Consider the following 26,648-nt stretch of genomic DNA (forward strand, 5'->3'; position numbering starts at 1 on the left):
CTGGAAGCGCGGGAGGAACTGATGGATTTGGTATGGAGGGTGACGAAATTGGAGACAGGATTGGCATTTTTGATATTTTTCCCCTTTGCCGCAGGGCTTCTGGCCTATCTGGCAGGGCGGGCGGATGGAAAAAAAGAGGCAAATGCCCGTGGCCAGGAATCCGGGGGGACGCTGCGGGACTTGCTTGTAGCGTCCTTTGTGGTGCTGGAATTCATCGTTATGACAATTGTGTCATTTTCCGCCATGGGTAATGGCGCGAAGCCGATTCTATCCCTGGACATCCCCGGCGTCTGCGGCCTGGGCCTGCACTTCGCTCTGGACGGATTCCGGTGCATCTACGGCTGCGTGGCCGCGTTCATGTGGATGATGGCCGCAATCCTCTCCAGGGAATACTTCGTCCATCACCACCACCGCGGCCGCTTCTACCTCTTCCTGCTGTGGACGCTGGGAGCCACCATGGGCGTGTTCCTGTCCGCGGACTTATATACCACATTTGTCTTCTTTGAAATCATGTCCTTTACCTCCTACGTATGGGTAGCCCAGGAGGAGAACGGGCCGGCGCTGCGGGCTGCCGCCACCTACCTGGCCGTAGCGGTGACAGGGGGCCTGGTGATGCTCATGGGCATCTTCCTGCTCTACCACCAGCTGGGCACGCTGACCATCCAGGAGCTGCCAAGTGCAGTGGCAGCCTGCCAACAGAAAAACGCGCTCAATGCCGGGGCAGTCCGCCAGCAGAAAAACACGCTCTACGCCGCAGGAGCCTGCCTGCTCTTCGGCTTCGGCGCCAAGGCCGGGGCCTTCCCCCTGCACATCTGGCTGCCCAAGGCTCATCCCGTGGCCCCTGCCCCCGCCTCCGCCCTGCTCTCCGGCATCCTGACCAAAACCGGCATCTACGGCATCCTGATCCTGGGCTGCTGCCTGTTCCCCCAGGACAGGGCCTGGAGCCTGCTGATACTGGCCCTGGGGGCGGCCACCATGCTGGGGGGCGCTGTGCTTGCCGTATTCTCCGTGGATCTGAAGCGGACGCTGGCCTGCTCGTCCATGTCCCAGATAGGCTTCATCCTGATAGGAATCGGGATGCTCAGCCTGCCCGGGACGGAGGGGAATGCGGAATACCGTACATTGGCAGCCCACGGGACATTCCTGCACATGGTGAACCATTCCCTCATAAAGCTGGTGCTGTTCCTGGCAGCAGGCGCGATCTACATGAACGCCCACGCCCTGAACCTCAACGATATCCGGGGCTTTGGCAGAAAAAAGCCCCTGCTGAAAGCCATCTTCCTGACAGGAACCCTGGCCATCGGCGGAATCCCCCTCTTCGGCGGCTACGTCAGCAAGACCCTGCTGCATGAGAGCATCGTAGAGTACGGGGGCGGCCTGGGGATGCGGCTCCTGGAGTATACGTTCCTGTTCTCCGGCGGCCTGACCGTGGCCTACATGACCAAGCTGTTCGTGGCGATTTTCATCGAAAAAAACGGGAACCCCGCGCTGCAGGAAAAGTACGACAGAAGAGGAAAATACATGAAACCGGCTTCCATCCTTGCCTTGGCGGGAAGCGCGGCTGTGCTGTTCATCTGGGGACTGTGCCCATATAACCTCATGGACAGGGCAGCAGAGCTGGCCCAGGGCTTCCTGCAGCTCACGGAAACAGGACACACAGTAAATTACTTCAGCCCCGGAAACCTGAAAGGCGGCCTGATTTCCATCGGAATAGGAGCGGCAGTGTACCTGGCGTTCATCCGAAGGCTTCTGCGTAACAGCAAAGGAGAATATATAGACATCTGGCCCAAATGGCTGGATTTAGAGGAGCTCCTCTACAGGCCCCTGATGCTCCGCTTCCTGCCCTGGCTCCTGGGCGGCATCTGCAATGCCCTGGACAGGATCCTCAGCAGCCCGCTGATTTTAAAGACCCTGTCCACAATAGCCGGAGCGCTCTGCAGGATTCTGGACAGCCTGGCGGACGGCCTGGTGGTGACATTGCGAAAGACCCTGTACCGGGACAGCCCCCTGCCCCATGAGCGCCCCGAGGGCAATGTGCTCACAGAGAGCCTGGGCCGGGCGCTGAACGCGATCCAGGCTCTCGGCAACCATACCTGGCGCAGGAAAAGCCCTCTCCACAGGGACTATGTGCACCTGGCGGCGGTGAAGAACGAGCAGTTCAGGGAGACCAACCGCATCATCCAGCGGAGCCTGTCCTTCGGCCTGCTGCTGTTCTGCATCGGGCTGGCGTTGACCTTGCTGTACTTGATTTGGTGGTAGCGCGTCCGGCGCTGACCTTGCTGTACCTTATCAGGGGTAGCGCGGCTGTTCCTAGGCCTGGGCAAGGAACCGAAAGCCTCCGCCATGGCCCGGCTTGGTGTCGAGAATTGGGCGGAGGCCCGTATATCCGGTGTAACAGCCTCCTCCATGGAGGACAGGCTGACGCTGTAATGGGCGGGATATTGCCTTTCATATGCCGTTGACAGTGATAAGATTATATGCTACGATCGGGACAGCTTGACTTATAGCATACTAAGCATTTGAGGAGGTAGAAAATGGAAAACATCAGCCTGATTCAGGACATCAGGACCTTCGCCTTTTCCGCCGAAAATCCCACCGGTGCCAGAGCCGGCGGCTCCCGGGGCGGAGACTGCACCAAGCTGCGCCCCTGCATCGACATCCATCCCGGGGAGACTGTCACTTTGGTGGATGCAGAGGGGCCGGGGATGATTCAGAGCATCTGGTTCACGGGATATGTAGGGCACAGCTTCATCCTGCGGATTTACTGGGAGGAGGATGAGCACCCATCTGTGGAAGCGCCCATATCGGCTTTCTTTGGCTGCGCCTACGATGAGAACTTCGAAGACCGGGAGGGCAGATACCCCATCTTGAATTCCGCCAAGATTCTGGTGGCTCCCGGGAGAGGCTTTAACTGCTACTGGGAAATGCCTTTCCGGAAGCACTGCAGAATCACCATGGAGAACCGCAGCGATGAAGACAAGACACTCTTCTACATGATAACAGGATGCTACATGGATTTGCCCGAAAACATCGGCTATTTCCATGCATCCTACCACCAGGAGCATCCCGTACAGAAGGGCCGCTCCTACACTGTCATCGACAATATCAAAGGAAAGGGCCAGTTCCTGGGCCTGACCCTGGCAGCGGGTATGAACGGCAACAACACCTGCTGGGTGGAGGGGGAGGCCAGGATGTACATCGATGACGACCCATACCCGTCCATCCACTATACCGGCACAGAGGACTATTTCGGAGGCGCCTATGGCTTCGGCAACGATATCTATCTGAAAAGATACCACACCTACAGCGGCCTCTACACCGGCATGTTCGCTATCCTGGGCGACAACGCGGCCTTTTACAACGGGCAGCAGCGGTTCCTGCTGTACCGCTTCCATGTGCCGGATCCCATCCACTTTGAGACCGGCTTCCGGATGACCCTGGACAATCTGGGCTGGACAGGCCCCAGATATGATGACTACACATCTGTGGCATTCTGGTACCAGACGCTGCCCCATGAACCGCTAAGGCCCTTGCCGGGGGATGGGGAGATGGTCATGAAATAAGCGCGGCCTCTCCCGGGCGGAGGAGCGGCCAAAGCGCGGCCAATGGCCCTCTGCGTAACAATGACAGGATTTGAAAGGAATCTTATGGATAAAGCGAATTCATATCATGAAAGACCACAGCAAAACCAGGAATCCCAACAAATGGAATGGAAATGGTCATGGCAGGATGAATTTCTAAAATGGCTGTGCGGGTATGCCAATACGGAAGGCGGCATTTTATACATTGGGGTAAATGATGATGGTTATGTGGTCGGAATCAAAGATTCCAAAAGGATGCTGGAGGGCTTGCCGAACAAGATTCATGACAAGTTAGGGATCATAGCCAGCATCAACATCCATAAAGCGAATGGAGCTGAAAATATACGTTTCGGGAACCATATTCCCAAAAACATTTCAGAGAAGCTGATCAACCAATATGCCTGCGGAAAACTAAGTTCTGAAAAGGTAGAAAGTACCGATAAACGTTGCAAATCCCTTGCTTTGATTGAAAAAGAGAATAAAATATGGGAAGAAGCGGATGGCACAAGAGAGTATATCTCCATAGAAATCATAAAATATCCCTTTGCCATTTCGTGTGATGGAAAATACTATAAACGTTCCGGTTCCACATTGCATGAATTAAATGGCTTTGAATTGCAGAATTTTCTTTTGGAGCGTGCCGGAAAAACGTGGGATGCAGTCCCTGTTCCGGAGGTCAGCGTGGCGGACCTGAGCAAGGACGCATTGCAGGCGTTCAGAGAGAAAGCAGTTAGAAGCAACAGGATGACAGAAAGTGAGGTAAATGTTTCTGACGAGTTATTGCTGCGCAATCTGAAGCTGTTTGATGGAGAATATTTGACAAGGGCAGCGATTTTGCTGTTTCATCCCACGCCGGATCGCTATGTAACGGGATCCTATATTAAAATCGGTTATTTTTCATTGGTAGGAGCTTTTGGCGAAGACGCGGAACCGATAGAGGATCTGCAGTATCAGGACGTTGTGGAGGGGCCGCTTCTTTTACAGGTCGATAAAGCGATTGATTTGATTTTTACAAAGTATTTCAAGGCATTGGTGGATTATGAGGGCATTCAGCGGACAGAAACCCATATGCTTACCAGAGGCATGATTCGTGAGATGCTTCTTAATTCAGTCAACCATAAGGATTATGCAACAGGTGTGCCGGTTCAGGTATCTGTTTATGAAGACAGAATCGTTATTTTCAATATGGGCTCCTGGTCAAAACGTGTGCCTACGGATGAACGGGTATACGAGAAACATGAATCTGTACCGCACAATCCTAAAATTGCGGATGTGTCCTTTCGCTCAGGGGATGTGGAGGCATGGGGCAGAGGCTTTGTAAAGATAAAAGCAGAATGTAAAAAGGTTGGCGCGCCGCTTCCGCTCATAGATGCTGAAAACGGAGGTGTTTCCATCAGCGCATATGGATGCGAAAAATATATTTCCATGCTAAGATACGGCCAATATGGGCAAGTAGGTGTAGATGGTATTTGGCGAAAGAAAGAGAGTGGAAATGAAAAAAGCGGCGATAAAAAAGCGGCGATAAAAAGCGGCGATAAAAAAGCGGCGATAAAAAGCGGCGATAAAAAAGTGACGAAAAAGACCCGAATGCAGTATGACAAGATTCTCGCATTTATGGAAGAAGGGAAAGAATATGGAATTCGGGATTTTTGTGAATTATTGGATTTAAAAGAAAGCCGCACGAAAGTCGTTTTACAGGGGCTTTCCGATTATATTGAGATAGTCGGGAGCAATCGGGACAGGCGCTATAAGAAAAAATAGTCAGCCAATATTTTCATGCCTTGGGTTAGGACAACTCCAGGCATGGCGACTACGTTCCTGAAGTCCTCTGCTGCTAGTCTGCATCGGGCTGCCATCAATCCTGCTGTACCTTATATGGTGGCAGCGCAATGGGTTTGAAATGCAGTATTTTTGGACGGATTTCCATTTCCATAATGGCTTTCAGGTAAAGCTAGAATAGCTACAACATATGCTATAGGGTGTGCGATTTCCTGAAAAAGAGCCGGAAAGTGCGCTGTTTGGGCGGCTTTCTGGCTCTTTGGCTACTGCTTTTGTTGCATCATGGGAAATGCTTGTTTTTATTCCGGAGGTTCTCTATTCCCAGATATTCTCCATAATATGGCAGGTGTACCGCACCTGGCATTCCCCCTTCAAGATCAGGCTCATGTGTTCAGGAGCCATGGCATAAATGGCCATAGAGCTGTCTTGGAAGCAGAATTCCATGGTGGTGGTGTCCGCCAGCACTTCAAAATGCAGCTCCTCTCCATGGAAAAGCGCGGTGTGGCCGTTCTCGAAGGAAAGGGTGCGGGTGGCGGAATCAAAGCGCATCCTATGCTCCCCGGCCCGTATGGAGACCGTCCCCTGGATAGCGGAGAGACTGACGCTGTAATGGGCGGGATTGTGCATGGGCAGAGCGGTCTCGCCCTGCAGCGCGAAGTCCCCCTCGGATGCCACGGCTCCCAAGAGGCTGTCAACCTGGTCTACAGGCCTGCGGCACACCCTAAGCCCATCTTCGAAGCGCTTCAGGAAAATCTCCGCCGGTATGGACATGCACTGGGAGAAAGGCATCCCCTCATACCCTAAGTCTTCCCCTACGCCGCCCATGCCGCGCACCCAGCTGATATGGACGCGCTTTCCCTCCGGATGGTGGCTCCAGGTCTGCCCGGCATAGGTGGCGTTGCCGTAGTCTAAAGGATTGTAGCGCCCGGACTCCACGAAGTGGTACCCGTCGAAATCCCCGATCCTGGCCATGCCGTCCGCGCCGTAGAGCACCCACTTCGTCTCCTCCTCACCCTCGATCTGCAGCGGGAAGATGTCCGGGCATTCATAGAGGTCGTCGCTGCGGGAGGTGCGCCGCCAGTCGTGGAAGTCCTCCGACACATAGAAGGAAACGCAATTCCGCCCTTTTTCGTCCGTCTCATAGACAGCCATCACATAGTGGTCCTCATAGCGGAAGAGGCGGGGATCCCGCCAGCCCTCGCCGTTCTGGGTGGGGACGGTGGCCTCATGGGAAAAACGGTAGAAGGTGGCCCCATCGTCCATGCTGGCGGCTAGGAACTGCCCGCCGCTGGGATAGCCCGGCTTGGCGGGGTCCGTGTTCTGGGTGCCCAGCACGGTGAAGGCGGCGATGATGGCATCCTTGCCGTAACCGGCCCTGTCCTCATAGTCCACCACGGCGCTGCCGGAAGCGATGCTCCAGTCCCGCCGCCCGCCCAGATCTACATCTCATTCCGCTCCCCGCCGGGGATGACGGGGATGTGCAGATAATCGTGTTCGCATAGGATTTTTCTCTGAATCATGATATGTACTCCTTTTTTTATGTTCAGCTTGCAGCCCATTGGAGGATTCGGGTCGGGCAGGCCGCGGATATCCTGTGCGCCAGCGCGGGCCTTTCCGGACTATCGGGCTTGGTGTGTACTCGCGTGAAAGATGCCCGGGGCGTGGCGTCAGTTCTTCCGCGGGGCATTCGCGCTGGCAATCTTCTTCAGGGTGGAATTTGTCCCTAAGAGCATGAACACATCGTCCTTTTTGGTGGGCTGGTCCGCGGGAGGGTTCACCAGAAGCGTCCCGCCCCGCTTGATGGCGATGGCATTCACGCTGTATTTCTCCCGGAGCTTCAGCGTCCGCAGGTCCTTGCCGATCCAGTCGGTGGGGGTGATGATCTCGCCGATGGAGTATTCCGAGGACAGCTCTATGGTGTCGAACATATTGCTGAACGCCAGGTCGTTCGCCAGCTGGATGCCGATTTCCTTTTCCGGATAGACGATTTTGTCCGCGCCTATCTTGGTGAGAATCTTGCCCTGCTTCTCGTCGTAGGCCTTGGCGATGACCTGGCCTATGCCCTGCTCCTTAGCCCAGATGGTGGCCAGCACCGAGGCGTCCAGGCTGTGGCCGATGGAGATCACCGCGCCGTCGAAGTTCCTGCCGCCCAGCTCCTCTAAGGCCTCATCGTTGGCCACGTCCAGGCACATGGCCAAAGTGACGTAATCGGCGATGAGCCGGACGCGCTGCTCGTTGCGGTCGATGGCCAGGACCTTGCAGCCGTTGGCCTCCAGCTGCAGGGCGATGCTGCTGCCGAAACGGCCCAGGCCGATGACGATGTATTCTTTTTGGGATTGTTTTTTCATGGATTGGATCTCCTTTGCCTCGCTTCATTCAAGAACCTTCTTCTGCACCTCATATGCAAAGAGGAGCGTGATTGAAACACACTCCTCGAAGAATTCTGCGCTACTTCTATTATACTCAATTCATGCGGAAAATCAACAATTTTACCCAAATTTTATTCAGACACTTCGGACACAACCTCAAAAATCCGAAATCGCATCGCGGAAAATCAACCATAGGTTGCATGGTGTTGAAAACCAATCACTTGTGCGCAATGCCGATGTTTGCTATGATAGATTCAAGAGGTTTCCAAAACATTAAGAAAAGAGGAGCATACATGAGTTCAAATATTGGGGATGCGATTCAACGACTGCGCCAACGACATGGAATCGGACAGCGAGAGCTGGCAGAAGCATTGGGCGTATCTGCCCAGGCAGTGAGTAAATGGGAAACGGGTAAGGCAAACCCGGATTTGTTTCTGCTGCCTGGGCTGGCAGACTATTTTGGCGTTTCTATCGATAGCTTATTTGAAGGCGCTCAAGATGCGCAGGAACTGGCCAGGGAAACTACAGAGCAGCTGGAGATCAATGATTATGGGTGGACGGAGCTTACCAAGAGCGATTGGAGGGGAACCTTTTTGCCAAATTTTGGGCCTTACACGCCTACAGATAACCAGCTGCATTTACTTGGGGATGTGCGGGGCAAGGCGGTGCTGGAAATCGGCTGTGGGTGTGGGGAGTCTTTGTCATGGATGAAAGAGCAGGGGGCCGGAGAACTATGGGGATTGGATGTTTCCAACCACCGCGTCGCTAAAGCGGAGGAACTGCTGAAAGATTCTGATTGGAGAGGGAAATTATTCGTTTCACCGATGGAAATAGACCCAGGCATTCCGCATCGCCATTTTGATTTGGTATTCTCCATTTATGGACTGGGATGGACTGCGGATCCGGATAAGACAATTAAGCTCATCAGCGAATATCTCAAATCCGGCGGACGGCTCATCTTTTCATGGGACAATCCATTGATGCAGTGCATAGATTCTGTGGATGGCCGTTATGTTCTCAGCCGTTCTTATGTGGAAGAGAGGGTGATTGACTTAGAGAAGAGAAATGCCGGTCTGCGCCTGCACAACTGGAAGCTGTCAACCTACCTGAATTGTCTTGCGAATCATGGCTTTCTTATTGAACGAGTAGTAGAGGAGTCCTCTTATGATCCGAAGGAAGCCGAGATTTTTCGGGAAGGGAAATATTACTCGGCGGGGCTGGCGAGGCTCATCAACAATGCGATTATCATAAAGGCACGAAAACGGTGATCCGCAAGGCATTAGAGAAACGATTTCATAGAATTCTGTGGGTTTGTACAAAAAAAGAAACGCCCATTGTCCATTCCTTTTGAGGCCTAACGGAATGGAAATAAGCGTTGCCCGGAGGCAAGACCAGCCTTTTGCACGGATGCCATATTGGGATTGGGAAGTCAACCGTCACTTACGGACTGATTTATAATATTCCCAGAACGAAACTGCAAAAGATACGAACATGACCAGATAGATACAGAACATAACGCAGAAGAACACCAGCAATCCCCGGCTGAAAGCCGTATCGAACGAATACTGCTGATAAATCTGCGGTATGATGGTCAGAAAGAACAGGGCTATAAGAGGTGCCACGCGCCCTTTGAAGACCCGCTTCATCATATCCAGCCGGGAAGCATCGTCACAGAAGATCTCCTCGTCCCTCCCGTCCATTTCCCGGGCTGCCTTGCGGAAATAGCTATACCCCATGAAGTTCTGCAGGAATTCCCATCCGCAGTCCTGGAACATCTGGACATATTCGCTTTTTTGAGTAATGGCATCAGGATTGTAGTCCAATTGGTAGATTACATCCTCGGCCTCACATTTTTCAAAATGATACAGGCATAGACCGTTCACCTTCACGAATCTCCAGCCCTTCCTATGCTGCTCCCTTAAATACATCTCCTCTTTCTTCCACTGAGGAATGGGGAAAAATTTCATTTCAGTCTTTTTGCCTTTCATGTCATCTCGCCTCCAGCATGTTTTGATACAGACGTTCGATCCGCCTCATCTCCAGGTCCAGCACCTGCGTGCCCAGCTCCGTGATGCGATAGAGCTTGCGGTTCTCCTCTTCCCTGACAAAACGGATCAATCCGTCCTTTTCCATCTTGCACAGGCTGCCGTATAATGTCCCGGGGCTGATCTTTATTTCGCCCTTCGTCAGCTTCTCCGTGTTCTTCACGATGCTGTATCCGTGGGCCTCTTCCCTTAGGCAGAGCAGGATGTAGAAACCTGTCTCGGTCATGGGCACATATACTTTCCGGATATGGCTGTCCACTCTGTCCACCTCCACTCAACACTGCAATGCATCGCGCTTCGATATATAATAGTATAGCACTACGATATACTGTTGTCAACCCGCATTTTCTGTTTGTAAATTTTTCGGCAAGCTGTTATACTGAATATGACAGACAAAACGGCAAGCGATGGAACGGGAGGTGCTTATGGCTAGGACAGTGGGAATCGGCATACAGGATTTCGCGAAGGTGATTACGAATGAGTGCTTTTATGTGGATAAGACCGAATTCATCCGTGAATGGTGGGAGGGTAAGGACGATGTGACATTGATCACCCGTCCCCGGCGCTTCGGCAAGACCCTGAACATGAGCATGCTGGAGCATTTCTTTTCTGTGGACTATGCAGGGTGCGGGGAGCTGTTCCAGGGCCTTTCCATATGGAAAGATGAGAAGTACAGAAAGCTCCAGGGGACATATCCGGTGATCAGCCTTTCCTTTGCCAATATGAAGGAAAGGGACTACAAGACCACAAGGGAGAAGATAAACAGGATCCTGAATAATCTGTATGTGAAATATATATTCCTGAGAGACAGCGATGTCCTGACGGATACGGACAGGGCGTTTTTCAATCGCGTCCTGGCAGTGGAGATCAGCGACAGCGATGCGACCCTGGCGCTGTACCAGCTCTCCGATTATCTGTACCGCTATTATGGGAAGAAAGCCATCATCCTCCTGGATGAATACGACACGCCTATGCAGGAGGCCTACGTGGGTGGATACTGGGACGAGATAGTGGCCTTTACCAGGAGCCTGTTCAACTCTTCCTTTAAGACCAATCCCTGGCTGGAGCGAGCTGTCATGACGGGTATTACCAGAGTCAGCAAAGAGTCTATCTTCTCCGACTTGAATAATCTAAAGGTGGTGACGACCACCTCGGACGAATATGCCACATCCTTTGGCTTTACAGAGGAAGAAGTGTTCGCTGCTTTGGAGGAATGCGGACTTTCGGCGGAGAAAGAGAAGGTGAGGCACTGGTATGATGGTTTTATCTTCGGGAAGCATAAGGATATTTATAACCCTTGGTCTATCATAAATTTTCTGGATACAGGGAGATTCACGACTTTCTGGGCCAACACCAGCTCCAACAGCCTAGTGGGAAAGCTGATTCGGGAGGGGAGCCGGGCAGTGAAGGAGAGGTTCGAGGCGCTGCTCCAGGGAGAGACCATCCAGTCGCCGATAGATGAACAGATTGTGTATAACCAGCTGAAAGGAAACGAAAGCGCGGTCTGGAGCCTGCTGCTGGCCGGCGGATACCTGAAGGTGCTTTCCCATGAGAGCTACACCGACATCCCGGAGGGAGCGCAGCCGGAGTATGAGCTGACCATCACCAATCTGGAGGTGAAGCTGATGTTCCGGAGCATGGTCCGTGACTGGTTCAAGGAGGCCGAGACGGACTACAATGATTTCATCAAGGCGCTGCTGCTGGGGGATAAAAAAGCCATGAACGTCTACATGAACCGTGTGGCGCTGAACATCTTCAGCTACTTCGACAGCGGAAAGAAGCCATCGGGAGCAGAGCCGGAACGCTTTTACCACGGCTTTGTGCTGGGCCTATTGGTGGAGCTCCAGAGCAGATACATCATTACTTCCAACAGAGAGAGCGGCTTTGGCAGGTACGATGTGGTGCTGGAGGCCAGGAATCAGGAAGAGGCCATGATTTTAGAGTTCAAGGTCCACGACCCGGAGGACGAGGAGACCCTGAAGGACACCGTACAGGCCGCGCTGCAGCAGATTGAGGAAAAGCAGTACGCCGCCCAGCTCCTGGAGCGGGGGATTTCTGCGGAGCGCATCCGCAGCTATGGCTTTGCGTTCCAGGGGAAGACGGTCATGATTGGATAAAAGAGAAAACCAACGGTAACGCCAAAGTGCCGCTTTCTTGCGGCACTTTTCTATCCGATGATGACCTTGCTGTCCGCATAGGAGATATTGTCCGCCGGGGTGCGGCTGTTGAACACCAGCGCCAGGGTGATGGGGCCGATTCTGCCCAGGTACATGGTGAGGGTCACGATCAGCTTCCCGGCGGGGTACAGCGCCCCGGTGAGCCCCCTGGACAGCCCCACCGTGGCGATGGCGGAGGTCATTTCGTACAAGGTGTCCAGGAAATCGCTGCGCTGCACGGCCAGAAGGGCCACGGTCAGCGCCATCAGCACCGAGAAGCTGAAGGTGACGATGGCCACGCACCGGCGGATGGCTTCGTCCGCAATCTTCCGGTTCATGACGGTGACGTCCTTTTTCCCCTTGATATTGGCCAGCATGGAGGCGATGAGCATGACGATGGTCACGGTCTTCACGCCCCCCGCCGTGCCCGCAGGGGAGCCGCCGATGAACATGAGCACCAGGTATGCCAGGCAGGAGGCCGGCCGGAAGGACTCCTGGGGGATGGTGGCGAAGCCAGCGGTGCGCAGGGTCACGGACTGGAATAGCGCCGCCAGTGCCTTTCTGGGCCAGCCCAAGGGCCCCAGGGTGGCAGGATTGTCATATTCGAAGAGCAGGGTCAAAGCCGCGCCTGCCAGAATCAGCGCCAGGGTGGCGGTCAGCACGATTTTCGCCTGCAGGTTCATCTTGCGGCCGTAGCGCCCGTCGCTTCTGCGGGGCCGCAGCACCCTGGCCACCTCCCAGTACACCGGAAAGCCCAGCCCGCTGACGATGATCAGGAAGACCGTAGTGAGGTTCATGATGACATTATCCCTGTAGCCGCAGAAGCTGTTGCCCCCCAGAAGGTCTATCCCCGCGTTGCAGAAAGCGGATACCGCGTGGAAGATGCTGTACCAGATGCCCCTGTAGCCGTACTCCGGGATGAAGACAATTGCGTAGCCGACAGCCCCCAGGCCCTCCAGGCACAGGGTCACTTTCAGGATGCGCATGGTCAGCCGCACCAGCCCGGAGAGGGTGTCCAGGTTGTAGGCGCTCTGGATCAGCATCCTGTCCGCCAGGGTGATCCGGCGGCCGAACAGCCATAGGACCATGGTGGTGAAGGTCACGATGCCCAGCCCTCCGAACTGGATGAGCAGCAGGAGCACCACCTGCCCGAAGGCGGAGAAGGTCTGGCCGATGTTGACGGTGGACAGGCCCGTGACGCAGATGCTGGAGGTGGACACGAAGAGGGCGTCCAGGAAGCCTATGGACTGGCCGGGCCTGGCGCTGATCGGGAGCGTCAGGAGCAGCGCCCCCAACAGCGCGCCGATGAGGAAGCCCAGCATGATGATTCCGGTGGTGGTGGTTTTTCGCTTTTTCATATCATTTCCAAACGCAGAAGCGTTTTCCTCTCTCTTTCCTCATTATTATGCTGTCTGTCTTATGGCAGAAAATTCGTCCTGCTTAGTATACTACGAAAATCCAGAACTGTCAAAAATTGCCTTGAACGAAAAAGATGCCGGAAAAGGCGCTCTGCAGATAGGGATTGCAGGGAAGAGGATAATGTTTTAAAATGAAATAAATTGGAACCGGGAGGTGCGGGTAAGATGAGAAGACCGAAAATGATTCTGTTCGACTATGGCCAGACCCTGGCGGACGAAGGGCGGTTCAACGGGATAAAGGGCACAGAGGCCGTGCTGCGGCACGCCGCGAGGAACAGGCATGGCTTCACTGCGGCTCAGGTGCAGGCGGCCGCGGACGAAATCAACGCCGAGCTGGGCCGGTTCGACCCTGCCAGGCGGCATCTGTTCCAGGTGGAGGCGCCAAACCATATGTTCACGGCATATCTCTACGAGTCCATGGGCATCGAGCTGCCTCTGACGGCCAGGGAAATCGACAGGATTTTCTGGGACGCCGCGGCCCCGGGGACGCCCACGGACGGCATCCAGGAATTCCTGGCTTTCCTGGGGGAACAGGGCATCCGGACAGGTGTCATCAGCAACATCGCCTTTAGCGGCGAGACGGTAAGTGAGAGAATAAGGGCTCTGTTGCCGGGACATACATTTGAATTTATCATCGCCAGCAGCGAGTACATGTTCCGCAAGCCCAACAGGCGAATCTTCCACCTGGCGCTGGAGAAGGCGGGCCTGGGGCCGGAGGACGTGTGGTATATCGGAGACAATTACGAATGCGATGTAGTCGGGGCCAGGGAGGCGGGCCTCTTCCCTGTCTGGTACACAGGCGCGGCGCAGGAGCCTGTCCGGGAGGAGGCAGATGTGCTGACCGTCTCCCATTGGAGCCGGCTCATGGGGATGCTGGCGGAAGGTCGGGGATGAGGATGCCCCATCAGCAGTAAAATTTGATGCTGTCTGTTTTGAAGTGCTGCTTCCATGCAGCGCAGATCAGGAAAAACTACGCCTGAATGATTTCCAGCAGGCTGCGGAGCTCCTTGCTGGAAATCTTGTCTTTGTTATCCGCAACGATGCAGCCTCCATCTCTGGTCAGCCACACTTTTGTGGCATTTGCTGTTGGTGTGCCTTTTGCTATATGCACATGAATCGGCTCATCGTTTTCATTTGACCAGAAGAAGACTTTGTAACTTCCAATCGTAAATAAATTAGGCAATCTGTACCCCTCCATTTGTGCCATATTTGTAGAACAAATGGGCATTGCTGTGCATAAATCGGTCGAAGAAATCCATTTCTTCTGCCGAAAAGCCCTCTTTTATCAGCCAGGTATAAGAAGGAAGTTGGCATCTTGCGGTATCGAAGCCGTCCTCCGCAGGCCGTTCGAAATGGACTTCAACCTTTTGGATTCCCTGTTCTTCGAAAACTTGTGTGTGCACGATTTCAGTACCGTCTGCCAACGTGATATAGGGATAAACCATGGAACCCTCTCCTTTCGGAAAACGAATTGCGGCTTTCGCCGGATGCCCTCATTATAACAGATTATTCTGCAAAAGTCATTGCTTTTTCCTGTTCATCTGAATGAGGATATCTTCCGCCAGCTCCTCCGGGGTGGCATCCGGGCTGCGGCGCATGGCGCATTCCAGATGCTCGATCATCTTCGGGAAGAGGCAGGGGCGGACACCGCCCGCCAGGACGATTTTCGCCGTCCCCGTCAGCAGCCCGTAGGAAATCTTCTCCGGCACGATGCCCTCTATCAGCGCGGGATACCGGACTTTCAGATTGTCCGCTATGTCCTTCACCAGGTCCGGGTAGAGGATTTCGTGGTAGCTGCCGCGGACAGTCTCCTCCAGCCTGCCCAGCATATGGTCCAGGGTCCCGTCGTCTACGGAATCCAGTACCTCGGAATACAGGATATTGTGAAAAGAGAACACGGCGAATTCCATTTCCCCCAGAGAGGAGAGGTCCCGGATGCGGACGATGGGCGTCCAGATGCCCTCTTTGGCCAGGCTGACCTTCAGCGCCCTGATCCGCTCCGGGAAAGAGGCGCCCTGGGCGAACGCGGGCACCAGGCCCATGCCGAACGCCAGCTCCAGGGGGTCCAGGCAGCCGCGCAGGCAGCTCCCCATCTCCTGCTGCACCTGCCTGATTCGGGCGTCATCTCCTGCAGCCCTGTCGGCACAGTCCTCAGCCCAGTCCCGGCAGACGCTCAGCCCCAGCAGCCAGTCCGCGCTGACCTCCAGGAGCCGCGCCAGGTCGGAGAGCATGGAGATGTCCGGGAGGCTTATGCACCGCTCCCATTTGCTCACGGCCTGGGGCGTTATCCCCAGCCGCCCGGCCAGCTCCTCCTGGGTCATGTTCCTGTCCTGGCGGCAGTTGGACAGCCGCAGGCCTATCTGCATCAATTCGTTTGTCTTATTGTTCATGTTCTTGCCTCCCTGATCGGAGTCCCGCCCCACGGCCGGGACATTTTTTATGTATTCTATTGTACCAAAAGAGGAGGGGCCTGTAAAACAACGGATGGTTCAGCCGGGGCTAAACGGTTCCGCGGGTGGGCTGCGGCGGCAGTTCAGTGTACAGAGCCGGTTCCGCCATAAGAAAACAGGCCCAGAGCCTGATGCTTTTGGGTTTTATAACATGAAAATAAATATATTTGACAAAAATTTGCCAGCAGAATGACCCAAAATGACGGAAAAATATAATAGAAACCGTCATTTTACCAATTTCCTCTTGACAATCTAGGGGGGTGGTACAATAGGAGATGGAATATTTCATTTTGCCAGGAGAGGAGGACGGTTCAATGGTCATAAAGGCTAGGGAGAAAAATAAACCGGCAAAAGGACAGACAGGGAAGAGGGGCGTGTGGGAATCGATAGTGTTGGAGGTGAGGAAGCGCTGGCAGCTATACCTGATGCTGGTCCTGCCGATTGCGTGGCTGATCACCTTCGCCTATGTGCCCATGGCGGGAGCCGTCATCGCCTTCAAGGATTTCTCCATCCGGAGAGGAATCTGGGGGAGCGATTGGGTAGGATTGAGGCATTTCAAGAATTTCTTCATGACAAGGGATTTCGGGCTTCTGATCAGAAATACGCTGGCAGTCAGCCTGTACAGCCTTGTGGTCAGCTTCCCTATGCCTATCCTTCTGGCCCTGGCGATCAACGAGCTGGGCGGCAGGCATTATAAGAAGATAGTCCAGATGGTTACATATCTGCCCTATTTCATCTCTACAGTGGTTCTGGTGGGCATCATGCAGAATATCTTTTCCGTGCGCACGGGGCTGATCAATAACGTGATTACTCTGTTTGGGGGCACGGCAACGGACTTCATGGGCAAGCCCGGGCTGTTCCGGAGCATGTATGTCTGGTCAGGGGTCTGGCAGGGGATGGGCTACAGCGCTGTCATCTATATCGCGGCCCTGGCAAGCGTGGATCCGTCCCTGACGGAGGCGGCGATCATCGACGGGGCCAGCCGCTTCAAGAGGGTGTGGTATGTGGATCTGCCCACGATACTGCCCACCATCGTCATCCAGCTGATCATGGCCATGGGCAGCGTGATGAGCGTCGGCTTCGAGAAGATCTACCTCCTTCAGAACCCGGTGAACCTGGAGCTGTCAGAGATCATCTCCACCTTCGTCTACAAACGGGGCCTTGTGAATTTCCAATATTCCTATGCCACAGCGGTGGGCCTGTTCAACTCGGTATGCAACCTGATTCTGATCGTCCTGGCGAACATGTTCGCCAAGAAGGTCAATGAGACAAGCTTGTGGTAAGGAGGCAGTCATGGCAAAGGAGATAAAGAATAACAAGAAAGTCCGGTATTATACAAAATGGAACGACCATCTCTACATGGCGCTGGTGCATGTCCTGTGCGCGGTATCGGTGGTGTGCATCCTGGTTCCGCTGATTTTCGTGGTGGCGGCCTCCTTCTCTTCGCCGAAGGCGCTGCTGTCGGGGAAGGTCTATCTGTGGCCGGTGGACTTCACGCTGCGCGGCTACAACATGCTGTTGGGCCACAAGCTTCTCATATCCGGGTTCCTCAATTCCATCCTGTACACGGTGGTGGGCACGGTGATCAATGTGGTCATGACGGTGCTGGCGGCTTATCCGCTTTCCCGCAGGGATCTGGCGATCCGCAATCCGGTGATGTTCCTGTTCACGTTCACCATGCTGTTCAGCGGCGGCATGATTCCGTCCTACATGCTGGTGAAGAACCTGCACATGCTGGACACCATATGGGCAGTTGTGATGCCCACGGCGCTCTCGGTGTGGAACCTGATCATCACCCGCACCTATTTCCAGTCCACGATTCCTCAGGAGATACTGGACAGCGCCAGCGTGGACGGATGCGACGATTTCAAGTTCCTGATCAAGATATGCATCCCGCTGGCCACGCCGATCCTGGCGGTGAACGTGCTGCTGTACGCGGTAGGGCACTGGAACTCTTACTTCAACGAGATGATGTACCTGAACACCACCACCAAGTTCCCCCTCCAGCTGGTCATGAGGGAGATCCTGATGAACATGAATACGGCGGGCATGTCCATGGACGTGACGAAGCAGCTTGAGATCCAGGAGACTAAGTACCTGCTGCAGTATACCACCATCATCGTGGGCTCCGTGCCCGTGATGCTGCTCTATCCCCTTGTGCAGAAGTATTTCGTAAAGGGGATTATGGTAGGAGCGATCAAGGGCTAGGCATGATTTTCTGTTGTATGTGCCGATTGTGTCGGCAAGGCGGGAAGCAGGGATCAGGACGCTCCGGTTTTGTATGGAAGAGCGCTCATGATAGAGGTTCCGGAGACGGTAAACAGGCATCATGGGGGTTTCCGGACAGTTCCAGAAATAGGCTCTCGGAATTTCAGAAGGTATAATCAGGCATTGTGGCAGGACGGCGCCTGGAAAAAGGGAGGAATCGCTCCCAGGGATTTCCGGAAAGCCGCGTGATATGTGGCCTGGAGATTCCGAGAGGATATCAGAAAGAATAAGGAGGAAAGAAGACATGAAGAAAAAAGCATTGGCACTGCTGCTGGCATTGTCCATGACGGCAGCGATGGCGGGATGCGGAGGCTCAGGCGGCGATTCCGGCGAATCCAAGGGAGGGGCAGCGGACTCCGGCGAATCCAAGACAGAGCAATCCGCGGACGCCGGTTCCGGAGATGAGGAAGATGCGGGCTCCGAAGGGGAATCTGCGGAGGGCCCTGCCGGCTTCAATGCCACCGGCATGCCTATCATGAATGAGCCCATCACCCTCACGGCATGGATAGAGGGCGGCGCGGACACTGACTGGTCCCAGAACGTGTTCCTGAAGGAGATTGAGGAGAAGGCCAACATCAAGCTGGAGATCATCTCCACCCCCAGCTCGGATTCCCTGGAGAAGCGCAATCTGATGCTGGCGGGCGATGACTATCCGGATCTCCTTTTGACAGACTGGACCGCGATACTGACGAAGTCGGATATCATGCAGTTCGCAGTGAAGGAGGGAATCTTCCTTCCCATCACCGAGTATGTGGACAAGTATGGCAACAACATGAAGAGGATCTTCGACGAGAATCCGGCTTACAGGGAGGGCAGCACCGCGCCGGACGGCGAAATCTACGGATTCGCCCGCTTCTCTGAGTGCTACCACTGCTCCGCGTACCCCAAGATTTATCTCCGTCAGGACTGGATGGATAAGCTGAATCTGGAGATGCCTACCAACACCGAGGAGCTGCGGGAGGTCCTTCGGGCATTCGTGAACGAGGATCCCAACGGGAACGGCGAGAAGGATGAGATAGGCCTCATCGGCGCCACCACATGGAACACGCCGGTGGAGTTCGCCCTGATGGGCATGTCCTTCCAGACTGTGAAGCCTGACTTCTGGCTCAGCCTTGGCGCTGACGGCGAGAGTGTAGAGTTCTCACCTTCGACCGATGCCTACCGCGAGGGCCTGCGCTACATCAAGAGCCTTTATGACGAGGGCCTGATCGATCCTACCTCCTTCACCCAGAAAGAGGACATCATGGCGCAGACAGTCCGCACGGAGCCTCATGTAGTGGGCATGTATGTCTGCGACCACGCTGCTATGGGCTATGACAACAGCGATCCCGTGGAAGCCGAGAACTATCAGATTCTGATTCCCGTTGCAGGTCCCGATGGCTTCCGCCGCCAGGGCCAGAACGCAAACGAGGGGACCATAACAGGATTCGAGGCGGTGATTACGGACAAGTGCCAGTATCCGGAAGCTGCTTTCCGTCTGATTGACGAGTTCTTCTATGACGACGACTACAACATGATGCGCTTCAAGGGAAAAGAAGGACTTGGCTGGGAGCGCGCAGCGGAAGGCGCAAAGAACGTGTTTGGCGGAGAAGCCAGGTACGTAGTCCTCTCCGTGCCGGAAGAGGATAAGGAAGAGAACGACAAGTATGGCTTTGGCGTTGGCCCTCAGGCTGATGTGGCTTCCTTCCGCCTTGCCATGCTGCCCGAGGTGGAGAATGTCTACCTGCAGGAGAACTATGAACAGCGCATAACCCTCGACACCCAGAAGGTGGAGGAATTCATCCCGGAGAAGAGGCTGGAGTACAATCCTTTCATCCCTCTGGAGATGACGGATGAATACGCCGAGATCCAGACGAACCTCAACAGCTTCGTCAGGAAGACCATCGTCCAGTTCATCACCGGCGAGCGTGACATCGAGAACGGCTGGGAAGAGTATCTGAGCGAGTTGGATTCCTACAGAGTGGACCGCTATGTAGAGATATACAAGACGGCCATCGGCCAGTAGGACAGAAATCAAACAGCCAGGCCTTGGCTTGCAGCGGGCCTGGCTGTTTTTTTAAGGAGGGAACAGTATGGAATTATGGTACAAGAAGCCGGCGGCTTATTGGGAGGAGGCGCTCCCCCTGGGGAACGGAAGGCTGGGAGCCATGGTCTGGTCAGGGGTGGAGCAGGAGAAAATCTCGCTGAACGAGGGCTCCCTCTGGTCGGGGTATCCCCAGAGCCACGATATCCCCGGAGCGGAAAAATATTATGAGGAGGCGCGGAGGCTGGCCAGGGAGAAAAAGTACTGTGAGGCCCAGGCGCTTATCGAAGAGAATGTACTGGGGCAATACACCCAGAGCTACCTGCCCCTGGGAGAGCTGATTCTGGACATGGTCCATCCGGAGGGAGAGGTCTCGGACTACAGACGGTGGCTGGATCTGGAAAAGGCGATGTGCGGACTGCGGTACTCCGTGGGAAATGTCAGCTATGCCCGTGAGGCCTTCGTCAGCGCCCCGGACCAGGTGATGGTGATGCGCATCTCGGCGGACAAAGCGGGAAAAGTCTCCCTGCGGGCCGGGTATACCTGTCAGCTCCGCGCCACGGTCTCCGTGGAAGACGGCTGCATGGTCCTGGACGGAATCGCTCCCTCCCAGGTGGATCCCTCCTATGTGAAATCGGAGGATCCGGTCATCTATGAGGAGGATCCAAAGAAGAAGGGCATGCGGTTCTGCGCCATGCTCACCATCCGGCAAAAGGGCGGGACGGTGACGGAACTGCCGGAGGGCCTGGAGGTCGCGGGGGCGGACAGCGTCACCCTGTACCTGGCGGCCAGGACAAGCTTCGACGGACCGTTCCGCCAGCCCTTCCTGGAGGGGAAGCCCTATCGGGAAAACTGTCTGAAAGACCTGCGGGCCGTCGGGGAATCGGGCTATGATGCCCTTGCCGCCAGGCATGTGGAAGATTACCGGGTTTATTTCGACCGTGTCCGGATCGACCTGGGAGCCGGCAGGGAAGAGCTTCCTACGCCGGAGCGGCTTGCCGATTGGGAGCAGGACGTGGATCCCGCCAGATATGCGCTGCTGTTCCAGTATGGCCGTTATCTGCTGATAGCAAGCTCCCGACCGGGAACCCTTCCGGCGAACCTGCAGGGCATCTGGAACCAGCACCTGCGCGCGCCGTGGAGCTCCAACTATACGGTCAACATCAATACGGAGATGAACTACTGGGCGGCGGAGACTGCAAATCTGGCGCAGATGCATGAGCCTTTGATGGAGTTTTTGGACAACCTCCGGGTCAGCGGGGCCAGGACGGCCAGGACCCACTACGGCGCGGGAGGGTTCGTGGCCCACCATAACAGCGACATCTGGTGCCTTTCCAATCCCGTGGGCAACCGGGGAAAGGGCACTGCGGTCTATGCCTTCTGGCCGCTTTCCGCGGGCTGGCTCAGCGCCCATGCCTACGACCATTATCTGTTCTCGGGGGATGAGGAGTTCCTGCGCCGGACCGGCTATCCCATCATCCGGGACGCGGCCCGGTTCTTCCTGGACGTGCTCAGCGAAAATGAGGAGGGGAAGCTGATATTCTCACCCTCCACGTCCCCGGAGAACAATTTCCTCTATGGAGGGAAGCGCTGCGCGGTGAGCGAGACCACCACAATGACCATGGCCATCGTCCGGGAGACTTTGGGCAATGCGGCATCCTGCTGCCGGATCCTGGGGACGGACAGCCGGTTTCTGGAGGAGCTGGAAGAAGCGCTGGGACGCCTGCCGTCCTACAAGATAGGAGCCCGGGGCGAGCTGCTGGAGTGGAACGAGGAGCTTGAGGAGAGCGAGCCCGCCCACCGCCACACCTCTCATCTCTATCCGCTGTATCCGGGCCGGGAGATTTCGGTGGAGGAGACCCCGGAACTGGCCAGGGCCTGCGCGCGGACGCTGGAGCTGCGCGGGGACGAGAGCACCGGCTGGGCCCTTGCATGGCGGATCAGCCTGTGGGCGCATCTGCGGGACGGGGAGAGGGCCTACCGCATCCTGAAGAAGCAGCTGCGCCCCATCGACGGCAGCAGCCCTTTGAACTATATGGCGGGCGGCGGCTGTTACCCCAATATGTTCGGCGGGCATCCACCCTTCCAGATCGACTCCAATTTCGGCACCTGCGCCGGCATTGCGGAGATGCTGGTCCAGAGCACGGAGAAGTCCGTCACGCTGCTGCCCGCTCTTCCCAAGGCTTTCGGCACGGGCATGGTCTCCGGCCTGCGGGCCCGGGGAGGGGTGACGGTGGACATCAGCTTCCGGGACGGGAAGCTGGAAAAAGCGGTGCTGACAGGCACGATGCCACGGGAGAGGGAATTCACCGTGTGCTACGGCGGGAGCCGGAAGCAGATACGGCTGGCCGGGGAAGAGCGGATCGTCCTGACGGAGGTAGACTTTTGAAAGTGATGCGCAAAGGGCTTATGGGGCTGGCCCTCCTGCTTTTTTGCATGGTGCTCCCGGGCTGTGCCCGGGAGGAAGAGGAGCGGCCCGGGAAGATTGAGATACACTTTTTCTATAATGAGCCCTGTGCCTCCTGCGACGGGACAAAGGACTTCTACCGGGTGGTGAAGGAGGAGCTGGGGGATGTCTCCGACAGGTATCCCTACGAGATATATCCCCACAATGTATTCCAGGCCTCCGCGGCCCAGGACAGGGACAGGGAGCTGGGGAAGCTGGGCTATAGCCAGGAGGTGATCGGCTCCCTGACCTATCCCGTCATGACCGTGAACGGAAAGGCCTATCTGGGGATGGACTCCATCAGCCAGTCCCTGCGGGAGGCCTATCTGACGGCGGGGGAGGATCTGTTTGTGTACGACAGAGGTGTCTTCGACCCTTGCAGGAAGCAGACATTGAAAGAGCTGCTGGGCAGCTACAGGCTGGAGAAGGGCAGCTCCTCCGTTGTCTATTTCTACCGGACAGTGTGCGAGGAGTGCATCCGGACGGAGGAGGTCATAGGCTCGCTGCCGGAGACCGTAACGGTGGAAGGGGCCTCCTATCCCCAGCAGGTGGTCCGGATCAATACCAGGTCCGGCAGGAACGATGAGGTCATCCAGGCGTTCTTTGCCATGTACGGGGTTCCCGAGGAGGAGCAGATGGTGCCCATCGTCTTCACGGCCCGGGGATATCTGGCGGGCTATGATGCCATCTCCGCGGGCCTGGCCCGGGAGCTGGAGGCGGGCGCCGGGCTTGGGATGGAGTATCCTGAGTAGGGCGGCGGACCGCGCCGTGGATTGGGACGGTGCCGGGAGGAAGGGCCGGGCGGCATGCGCGCGGGATTGGGGCCGCAGGGGCCCAGGAGAAGGAAGGAGGAGAGGGATGTTAGCTGCAGCAAGCCCTGATAGCAGGGCCATCACAAGAGTGGAGCGCAGGGAGGGAAGCCTGTACCTGTATTCCCAGGCAGGGACGCACCGGCTCAGTCCGGTGAACGACAGGACCGTGAGGGTCACCTATACAGAGTCCGGACAGTTTTCTCAGGAGGAGAAGCCGGGCGTTCTGCAGAAGGCCCCCTATGGGGAATGGGACTACACGGAAGCCGGGGGCCAGATTATATTACAGATGCGGCTCCTAAAGGTGGAGATATGCAGGGAGACCGCCTCCTGCCGCTACTGCGACGGGGAGGGCAGGGTGCTCCTGCGGGAGAGGGGAAAGGACAGCAAGGTGCTGGAGGAGTTCCCGGTGTACCGCCTGTCGGCCCAGGGGAGCAGGATCGAGAAGGCCGCGACCCCGGACGGCGTCAAGGACGTGGTGAGGGAGGCCGCCCGGATCCCCGACGGGACGCGCTTCCATACCAGGCTGCACCTGGAATGGGAAGGGGAGGAGGGGCTGTTCGGCCTGGGGCAGCACGAGGAGGGCTTCGGCTCTCTGCGGGGCGAGACCGTCTACCTGCATCAGGCCAACCGCAAGATCGCGGTGCCGCTGCTGGTGTCCACGAAGGGCTACGGCATCCTGATGGACACGTACAGCCCCATGGTCTTCCAGGATACCGCATACGGCTCCTATCTGTACACCGAGGCGGATTGGGAGATGGACTTCTACTTTATGAACGGCGCCACCATGGACGGCGTCGTCGCCCAATATCGGATGCTGACGGGGAAGGCGGCCTTGCTGCCGAAGTGGGCCTTCGGCTATCTGCAGTCCCAGGAGCGCTACGAGACCCAGGAGGAGGTCCTGGAGACGGCCAGGCAGTACCGGGAGAGGGGAATCGGGCTGGACGGCATAGTGCTGGACTGGTGCTCCTGGGAGGAAGGGAAGTGGGGCCAGAAGTCTTTCGACAGGGGGCGGTTCCCGGATCCGGCCGGGATGGTCCGGCAGCTCCACCGGGAGGGCGTGCATTTCATGCTCTCCATCTGGCCGAACATGGATGAAAGTACGCAAAACTACCGGGAATTCCGGGACCGGGGGCTGCTGCTTCCGGGAAGCAACATCTACGACCCGCTGCGCGGGGAGGGGAGGGCGCTGTACTGGGACCAGGTGCGGAGAGGATATGGGGACTGCGGCGTGGACGCCTGGTGGTGCGACAACAGCGAGCCCTTCACGCCGGAATGGAACCACATGGAGCGCCCGGAGCCGTCCAGGATGTACGAGGAGTACTGCGCGGACGCCGGGCTGCGGCTCCCGGCGGAGATGATGGACGCCTTCGGCCTCTTCCACGCCCGGGCCATAAGCGAGGGGCAGCGCGGCATATGGGACAAGAGGGTGTTCAACCTGACCCGCAGCGGGACCACAGGGCAGCAGCGGTACGGCACCGTGCTCTGGTCCGGGGACACCGCCGCCACCTGGGACACCCTGCGCCGCCAGATCGCAGCCGGGACGCATTTCTGCGCCAGCGGCATGCCCTACTGGACCGTGGACATCGGGGGCTTCTTCGTCAGGGAGGGGAGGCCCTGGTACTGGAAGGGGGACTATTCCCGGGCCGACGGGGACCTGGGGTACAGGGAGCTCTTCGTCAGATGGTACCAGTGGGGGGCTTTCCTGCCGGTGTTCCGGGGACATGGGACGGACTGCCGGAGGGAACTGTGGCGCTGCGCCAACGGGGAGGAGCCCTTCTACGACGCGCTGCTGCTGGCCAACCGGCTGCGCTACCGGCTGATGCCCTATATCTACTCCCTTGCGGGTCTGAGCTGGCTGGAGGACCGCTCCATCATCCGGCACCTGGCGTTCGGCTTCCCCGGGGACAGGCAGGCATGGGACATAAGGGATCAGTACCTCTTCGGGGAGGGGCTGATGGTGTGCCCGGTGACGGAGCCGCTGTACTATGGGAGGGATTCGGCCAGGATTGAAGGGAGGCCCAGGAGCAGACGGGTGTACCTGCCCGAGGGCTGCCGCTGGTATGACTACTGGACCAACGAGGCCTATGGGGGAGGGCAGTGGATTGAGGCCGCCGCGCCGCTGATGCGCATCCCGCTGTTCGTCCGGGAGGGAACCGTCCTGCCTATGGCGCAGGCCGCGAGGTACACCGGGGAGCAGGGGCAGGGCCTGACGGTGACGGTCTACCCGGGGAGGGACGGCCGCTTCGTCCTCTATGAGGACGCGGGGGACGGCTTCGGGTACGAGGACGGGGAGTATGCCCTGACCACGCTGTGCTGGGAGGAAGGGCCGGGGAAGCTCCGGGTGGAAAAGACGAAAGAGTGCGGCAGCATTGCCGGGCGTTACAGGATAGAGAAGGTCGTGATAGCGGCCGGATGAGGGATAAAAGGGCCTGAAAAAGCCGACACGCAGCATGGATGCTGGGATTGTCGGCTTTTTTCGATTGCAGGAATGGTGTATGTGCACGCCGGTCAGGGCCTCTGGGCAGAAAACCATTGCTTATGAAAATTAAATATGTTAGAATACAATCGTACTTGAACATGGAAGCAGTGCATTCTGCCGAAGTATTTGTCCTCCGGGAGACTGCTTTGGAGCGTAGATGCATTCAGCAGGGGAAAATAAAGCGTAGAAAGGAATTGGTGCGATTATGAGGATTTATGCAGCAAAAGACTACAAGGACATGAGCCGCAAGGCGGCGAACCTGATTTCCGCTCAGGTCATCATGAAGCCGGATGCGGTGCTGGGTCTGGCCACGGGATCCACCCCGGTGGGCGCTTACGAGCAGCTCAGGGAGTGGCATGACAAGGGGGATCTGGACTTTTCCGCCATCCGCAGCGTGAACCTGGACGAGTACAAGGGGCTGTCCGGCGAGCATGACCAGAGCTATCGGTACTTCATGAACCATAATCTGTTCGACCATGTGAATATTAAAAAAGAGAACACCAATGTGCCAAGCGGCCTGGCACAGGACGCCGAGGCGGAGTGCAGACGCTATGACGGCGTGATCAGAGAGCTGGGCGGCATCGACCTGCAGCTGTTGGGCATCGGCGGTAACGGGCATATCGGCTTCAACGAGCCCTGCGATGTCTTCGAGAAGGGGACCCATGTGGTGACCCTGACGGAGGAGACCCGCCGCAGCAATGCCAGGTTCTTCAGCTCCATCGACGAGGTGCCCACCCACGCCCTGACCATGGGCATCGGCGGCATCATGTCCGCGAAGAAGGTGCTGCTTTTGGCATCCGGCGAGGCCAAGGCCCGTTACCG

Annotated in this window: 21 protein-coding genes and 1 pseudogene (1 of these 22 only partly in view); 14 read left to right on the plus strand and 8 right to left on the minus strand. The window is 56.5% G+C overall.

The annotated features are described in order from the left end of the window. The first annotated feature begins 21 nt into the window (after nt 1-21). The 3 genes from Q2B33_RS02440 (at nt 22) to Q2B33_RS02450 (ending at nt 5,342) form a co-directional block, all read left to right on the plus strand. Nucleotides 22-2,259 carry a complex I subunit 5 family protein gene (locus tag Q2B33_RS02440; protein ID WP_300564295.1) on the plus strand — a complete coding sequence of 746 codons (2,238 nt, stop codon included), beginning with the start codon at nt 22-24 and terminating at the stop codon, nt 2,257-2,259. A 275-nt stretch (nt 2,260-2,534) separates the two neighbouring features. Then, on the plus strand, nt 2,535-3,563 hold the full coding sequence (locus tag Q2B33_RS02445) for a glycoside hydrolase family 172 protein (RefSeq protein ID WP_296471336.1): 1,029 nt from the start codon (nt 2,535-2,537) through the stop codon (nt 3,561-3,563). Between the two features lie 84 nt (nt 3,564-3,647). Then, the gene (locus tag Q2B33_RS02450) at nt 3,648-5,342 is read left to right on the plus strand and encodes an ATP-binding protein (protein WP_300564292.1); all 1,695 of its coding nucleotides are present in this window, start codon (nt 3,648-3,650) and stop codon (nt 5,340-5,342) included. Nucleotides 5,343-5,675: 333 nt separating this feature from the next. Here the strand turns inward: Q2B33_RS02450 and Q2B33_RS02455 are convergent, their stop codons facing one another. Together Q2B33_RS02455 and Q2B33_RS02460 are read right to left on the minus strand one after the other, a co-directional pair. Next, the gene (locus tag Q2B33_RS02455; RefSeq protein WP_330684568.1) at nt 5,676-6,797 is read right to left on the minus strand and encodes a hypothetical protein; all 1,122 of its coding nucleotides are present in this window, start codon (nt 6,795-6,797) and stop codon (nt 5,676-5,678) included. A 230-nt stretch (nt 6,798-7,027) separates the two neighbouring features. Continuing rightward, nucleotides 7,028-7,708 (minus strand): TrkA family potassium uptake protein, encoded by a 681-nt coding sequence (locus Q2B33_RS02460; RefSeq protein ID WP_300564290.1) that lies wholly within the window; start codon nt 7,706-7,708, stop codon nt 7,028-7,030. Nucleotides 7,709-7,830: 122 nt separating this feature from the next. On the opposite strand from Q2B33_RS02460, the gene Q2B33_RS02465 reads away from it, so the two are divergent. Continuing rightward, a complete protein-coding gene (locus tag Q2B33_RS02465; protein WP_300898318.1) occupies nt 7,831-8,997 on the plus strand; it encodes a methyltransferase domain-containing protein in 1,167 nt (388 codons plus the stop codon). Between the two features lie 168 nt (nt 8,998-9,165). Here Q2B33_RS02465 and Q2B33_RS02470 read toward each other — a convergent pair whose 3' ends face one another. Beyond that, nucleotides 9,166-9,717 carry a DUF2812 domain-containing protein gene (locus Q2B33_RS02470; RefSeq protein WP_296471321.1) on the minus strand — a complete coding sequence of 184 codons (552 nt, stop codon included), beginning with the start codon at nt 9,715-9,717 and terminating at the stop codon, nt 9,166-9,168. A 1-nt stretch (nt 9,718) separates the two neighbouring features. Then, nucleotides 9,719-10,042, minus strand: coding sequence for a PadR family transcriptional regulator (locus Q2B33_RS02475; RefSeq protein ID WP_330691343.1), 324 nt, complete (start codon nt 10,040-10,042; stop codon nt 9,719-9,721). Nucleotides 10,043-10,199: 157 nt separating this feature from the next. On the opposite strand from Q2B33_RS02475, the gene Q2B33_RS02480 reads away from it, so the two are divergent. After that, nucleotides 10,200-11,891 (plus strand): AAA family ATPase, encoded by a 1,692-nt coding sequence (locus Q2B33_RS02480; protein WP_296471316.1) that lies wholly within the window; start codon nt 10,200-10,202, stop codon nt 11,889-11,891. 50 nt (nt 11,892-11,941) lie between these two features. Here the strand turns inward: Q2B33_RS02480 and Q2B33_RS02485 are convergent, their stop codons facing one another. Beyond that, the gene (locus tag Q2B33_RS02485; protein ID WP_296471313.1) at nt 11,942-13,288 is read right to left on the minus strand and encodes a TrkH family potassium uptake protein; all 1,347 of its coding nucleotides are present in this window, start codon (nt 13,286-13,288) and stop codon (nt 11,942-11,944) included. On the opposite strand from Q2B33_RS02485, the gene Q2B33_RS02490 reads away from it, so the two are divergent. Then, complete coding sequence (locus Q2B33_RS02490; RefSeq protein WP_296471311.1) at nt 13,251-13,478, plus strand: hypothetical protein; 228 nt, start codon at nt 13,251-13,253, stop codon at nt 13,476-13,478. The two genes, Q2B33_RS02485 and Q2B33_RS02490, sit on opposite strands and share 38 nt — an antisense overlap. A gap of 35 nt (nt 13,479-13,513) precedes the next feature. Beyond that, on the plus strand, nt 13,514-14,242 hold the full coding sequence (locus tag Q2B33_RS02495) for an HAD family hydrolase (protein WP_300564279.1): 729 nt from the start codon (nt 13,514-13,516) through the stop codon (nt 14,240-14,242). Nucleotides 14,243-14,318: 76 nt separating this feature from the next. Here Q2B33_RS02495 and Q2B33_RS02500 read toward each other — a convergent pair whose 3' ends face one another. The 3 genes from Q2B33_RS02500 to Q2B33_RS02510 all read right to left on the minus strand — a co-directional run bounded on the left by Q2B33_RS02500 (nt 14,319) and on the right by Q2B33_RS02510 (nt 15,738). Next, on the minus strand, nt 14,319-14,531 hold the full coding sequence (locus Q2B33_RS02500) for a DUF4160 domain-containing protein (protein WP_300564277.1): 213 nt from the start codon (nt 14,529-14,531) through the stop codon (nt 14,319-14,321). Then, nucleotides 14,524-14,793, minus strand: coding sequence for a hypothetical protein (locus Q2B33_RS02505; protein ID WP_300564275.1), 270 nt, complete (start codon nt 14,791-14,793; stop codon nt 14,524-14,526). The genes Q2B33_RS02500 and Q2B33_RS02505 overlap by 8 nt, the downstream gene beginning before the upstream one ends. A 75-nt stretch (nt 14,794-14,868) precedes the next feature. Next, nucleotides 14,869-15,738, minus strand: a complete 870-nt coding sequence (locus Q2B33_RS02510; RefSeq protein ID WP_300564273.1) for a helix-turn-helix domain-containing protein — start codon at nt 15,736-15,738, stop codon at nt 14,869-14,871. Nucleotides 15,739-16,112: 374 nt separating this feature from the next. Here Q2B33_RS02510 and Q2B33_RS02515 point away from each other — a divergent pair, with 374 nt between their 5' ends. The 7 genes and pseudogenes from Q2B33_RS02515 to nagB form a co-directional block, all read left to right on the plus strand. Next, entirely contained in the window at nt 16,113-17,081 is a 969-nt protein-coding gene (locus tag Q2B33_RS02515; protein ID WP_300564271.1) for a sugar ABC transporter permease, read from the plus strand. 10 nt (nt 17,082-17,091) lie between these two features. Beyond that, on the plus strand, nt 17,092-18,006 hold the full coding sequence (locus Q2B33_RS02520; protein WP_296471296.1) for a carbohydrate ABC transporter permease: 915 nt from the start codon (nt 17,092-17,094) through the stop codon (nt 18,004-18,006). A gap of 304 nt (nt 18,007-18,310) precedes the next feature. Next, nucleotides 18,311-20,071, plus strand: a complete 1,761-nt coding sequence (locus Q2B33_RS02525) for an extracellular solute-binding protein (protein ID WP_300564268.1) — start codon at nt 18,311-18,313, stop codon at nt 20,069-20,071. A gap of 67 nt (nt 20,072-20,138) precedes the next feature. Then, the gene (locus Q2B33_RS02530; protein ID WP_300564266.1) at nt 20,139-22,478 is read left to right on the plus strand and encodes a glycoside hydrolase N-terminal domain-containing protein; all 2,340 of its coding nucleotides are present in this window, start codon (nt 20,139-20,141) and stop codon (nt 22,476-22,478) included. After that, nucleotides 22,475-23,287: a hypothetical protein gene (locus Q2B33_RS02535; RefSeq protein ID WP_300564264.1), complete on the plus strand. Its 813-nt coding sequence runs from the start codon at nt 22,475-22,477 to the stop codon at nt 23,285-23,287. The genes Q2B33_RS02530 and Q2B33_RS02535 overlap by 4 nt, the downstream gene beginning before the upstream one ends. A 106-nt stretch (nt 23,288-23,393) precedes the next feature. After that, entirely contained in the window at nt 23,394-25,763 is a 2,370-nt protein-coding gene (locus Q2B33_RS02540; RefSeq protein WP_300564262.1) for a TIM-barrel domain-containing protein, read from the plus strand. Nucleotides 25,764-26,031: 268 nt separating this feature from the next. Then, nucleotides 26,032-26,648, plus strand: a pseudogene (gene nagB, locus Q2B33_RS02545) (glucosamine-6-phosphate deaminase); it runs 179 nt beyond the window's last position.

Origin of the sequence: uncultured Acetatifactor sp., assembly GCF_948601915.1 — a bacterium.
GTDB lineage: Bacteria > Bacillota > Clostridia > Lachnospirales > Lachnospiraceae > Acetatifactor.

Coding starts and splice junctions, on each gene's coding strand:
- Q2B33_RS02470 (WP_296471321.1), bottom strand. CDS start 9,717: ATGAAAGGCAAAAAGACTGAAATGAAATTTTTCCCCATTCCTCAGTGG.
- Q2B33_RS02510 (WP_300564273.1), bottom strand. CDS start 15,738: ATGAACAATAAGACAAACGAATTGATGCAGATAGGCCTGCGGCTGTCC.
- Q2B33_RS02440 (WP_300564295.1), top strand. CDS start 22: ATGGATTTGGTATGGAGGGTGACGAAATTGGAGACAGGATTGGCATTT.
- Q2B33_RS02540 (WP_300564262.1), top strand. CDS start 23,394: ATGTTAGCTGCAGCAAGCCCTGATAGCAGGGCCATCACAAGAGTGGAG.
- Q2B33_RS02525 (WP_300564268.1), top strand. CDS start 18,311: ATGAAGAAAAAAGCATTGGCACTGCTGCTGGCATTGTCCATGACGGCA.
- Q2B33_RS02460 (WP_300564290.1), bottom strand. CDS start 7,708: ATGAAAAAACAATCCCAAAAAGAATACATCGTCATCGGCCTGGGCCGT.
- Q2B33_RS02450 (WP_300564292.1), top strand. CDS start 3,648: ATGGATAAAGCGAATTCATATCATGAAAGACCACAGCAAAACCAGGAA.
- Q2B33_RS02485 (WP_296471313.1), bottom strand. CDS start 13,288: ATGAAAAAGCGAAAAACCACCACCACCGGAATCATCATGCTGGGCTTC.
- Q2B33_RS02490 (WP_296471311.1), top strand. CDS start 13,251: ATGATGATTCCGGTGGTGGTGGTTTTTCGCTTTTTCATATCATTTCCA.
- Q2B33_RS02505 (WP_300564275.1), bottom strand. CDS start 14,793: ATGGTTTATCCCTATATCACGTTGGCAGACGGTACTGAAATCGTGCAC.
- Q2B33_RS02445 (WP_296471336.1), top strand. CDS start 2,535: ATGGAAAACATCAGCCTGATTCAGGACATCAGGACCTTCGCCTTTTCC.
- Q2B33_RS02480 (WP_296471316.1), top strand. CDS start 10,200: ATGGCTAGGACAGTGGGAATCGGCATACAGGATTTCGCGAAGGTGATT.
- Q2B33_RS02520 (WP_296471296.1), top strand. CDS start 17,092: ATGGCAAAGGAGATAAAGAATAACAAGAAAGTCCGGTATTATACAAAA.
- Q2B33_RS02465 (WP_300898318.1), top strand. CDS start 7,831: ATGCGGAAAATCAACAATTTTACCCAAATTTTATTCAGACACTTCGGA.
- Q2B33_RS02495 (WP_300564279.1), top strand. CDS start 13,514: ATGAGAAGACCGAAAATGATTCTGTTCGACTATGGCCAGACCCTGGCG.
- Q2B33_RS02515 (WP_300564271.1), top strand. CDS start 16,113: ATGGTCATAAAGGCTAGGGAGAAAAATAAACCGGCAAAAGGACAGACA.
- Q2B33_RS02530 (WP_300564266.1), top strand. CDS start 20,139: ATGGAATTATGGTACAAGAAGCCGGCGGCTTATTGGGAGGAGGCGCTC.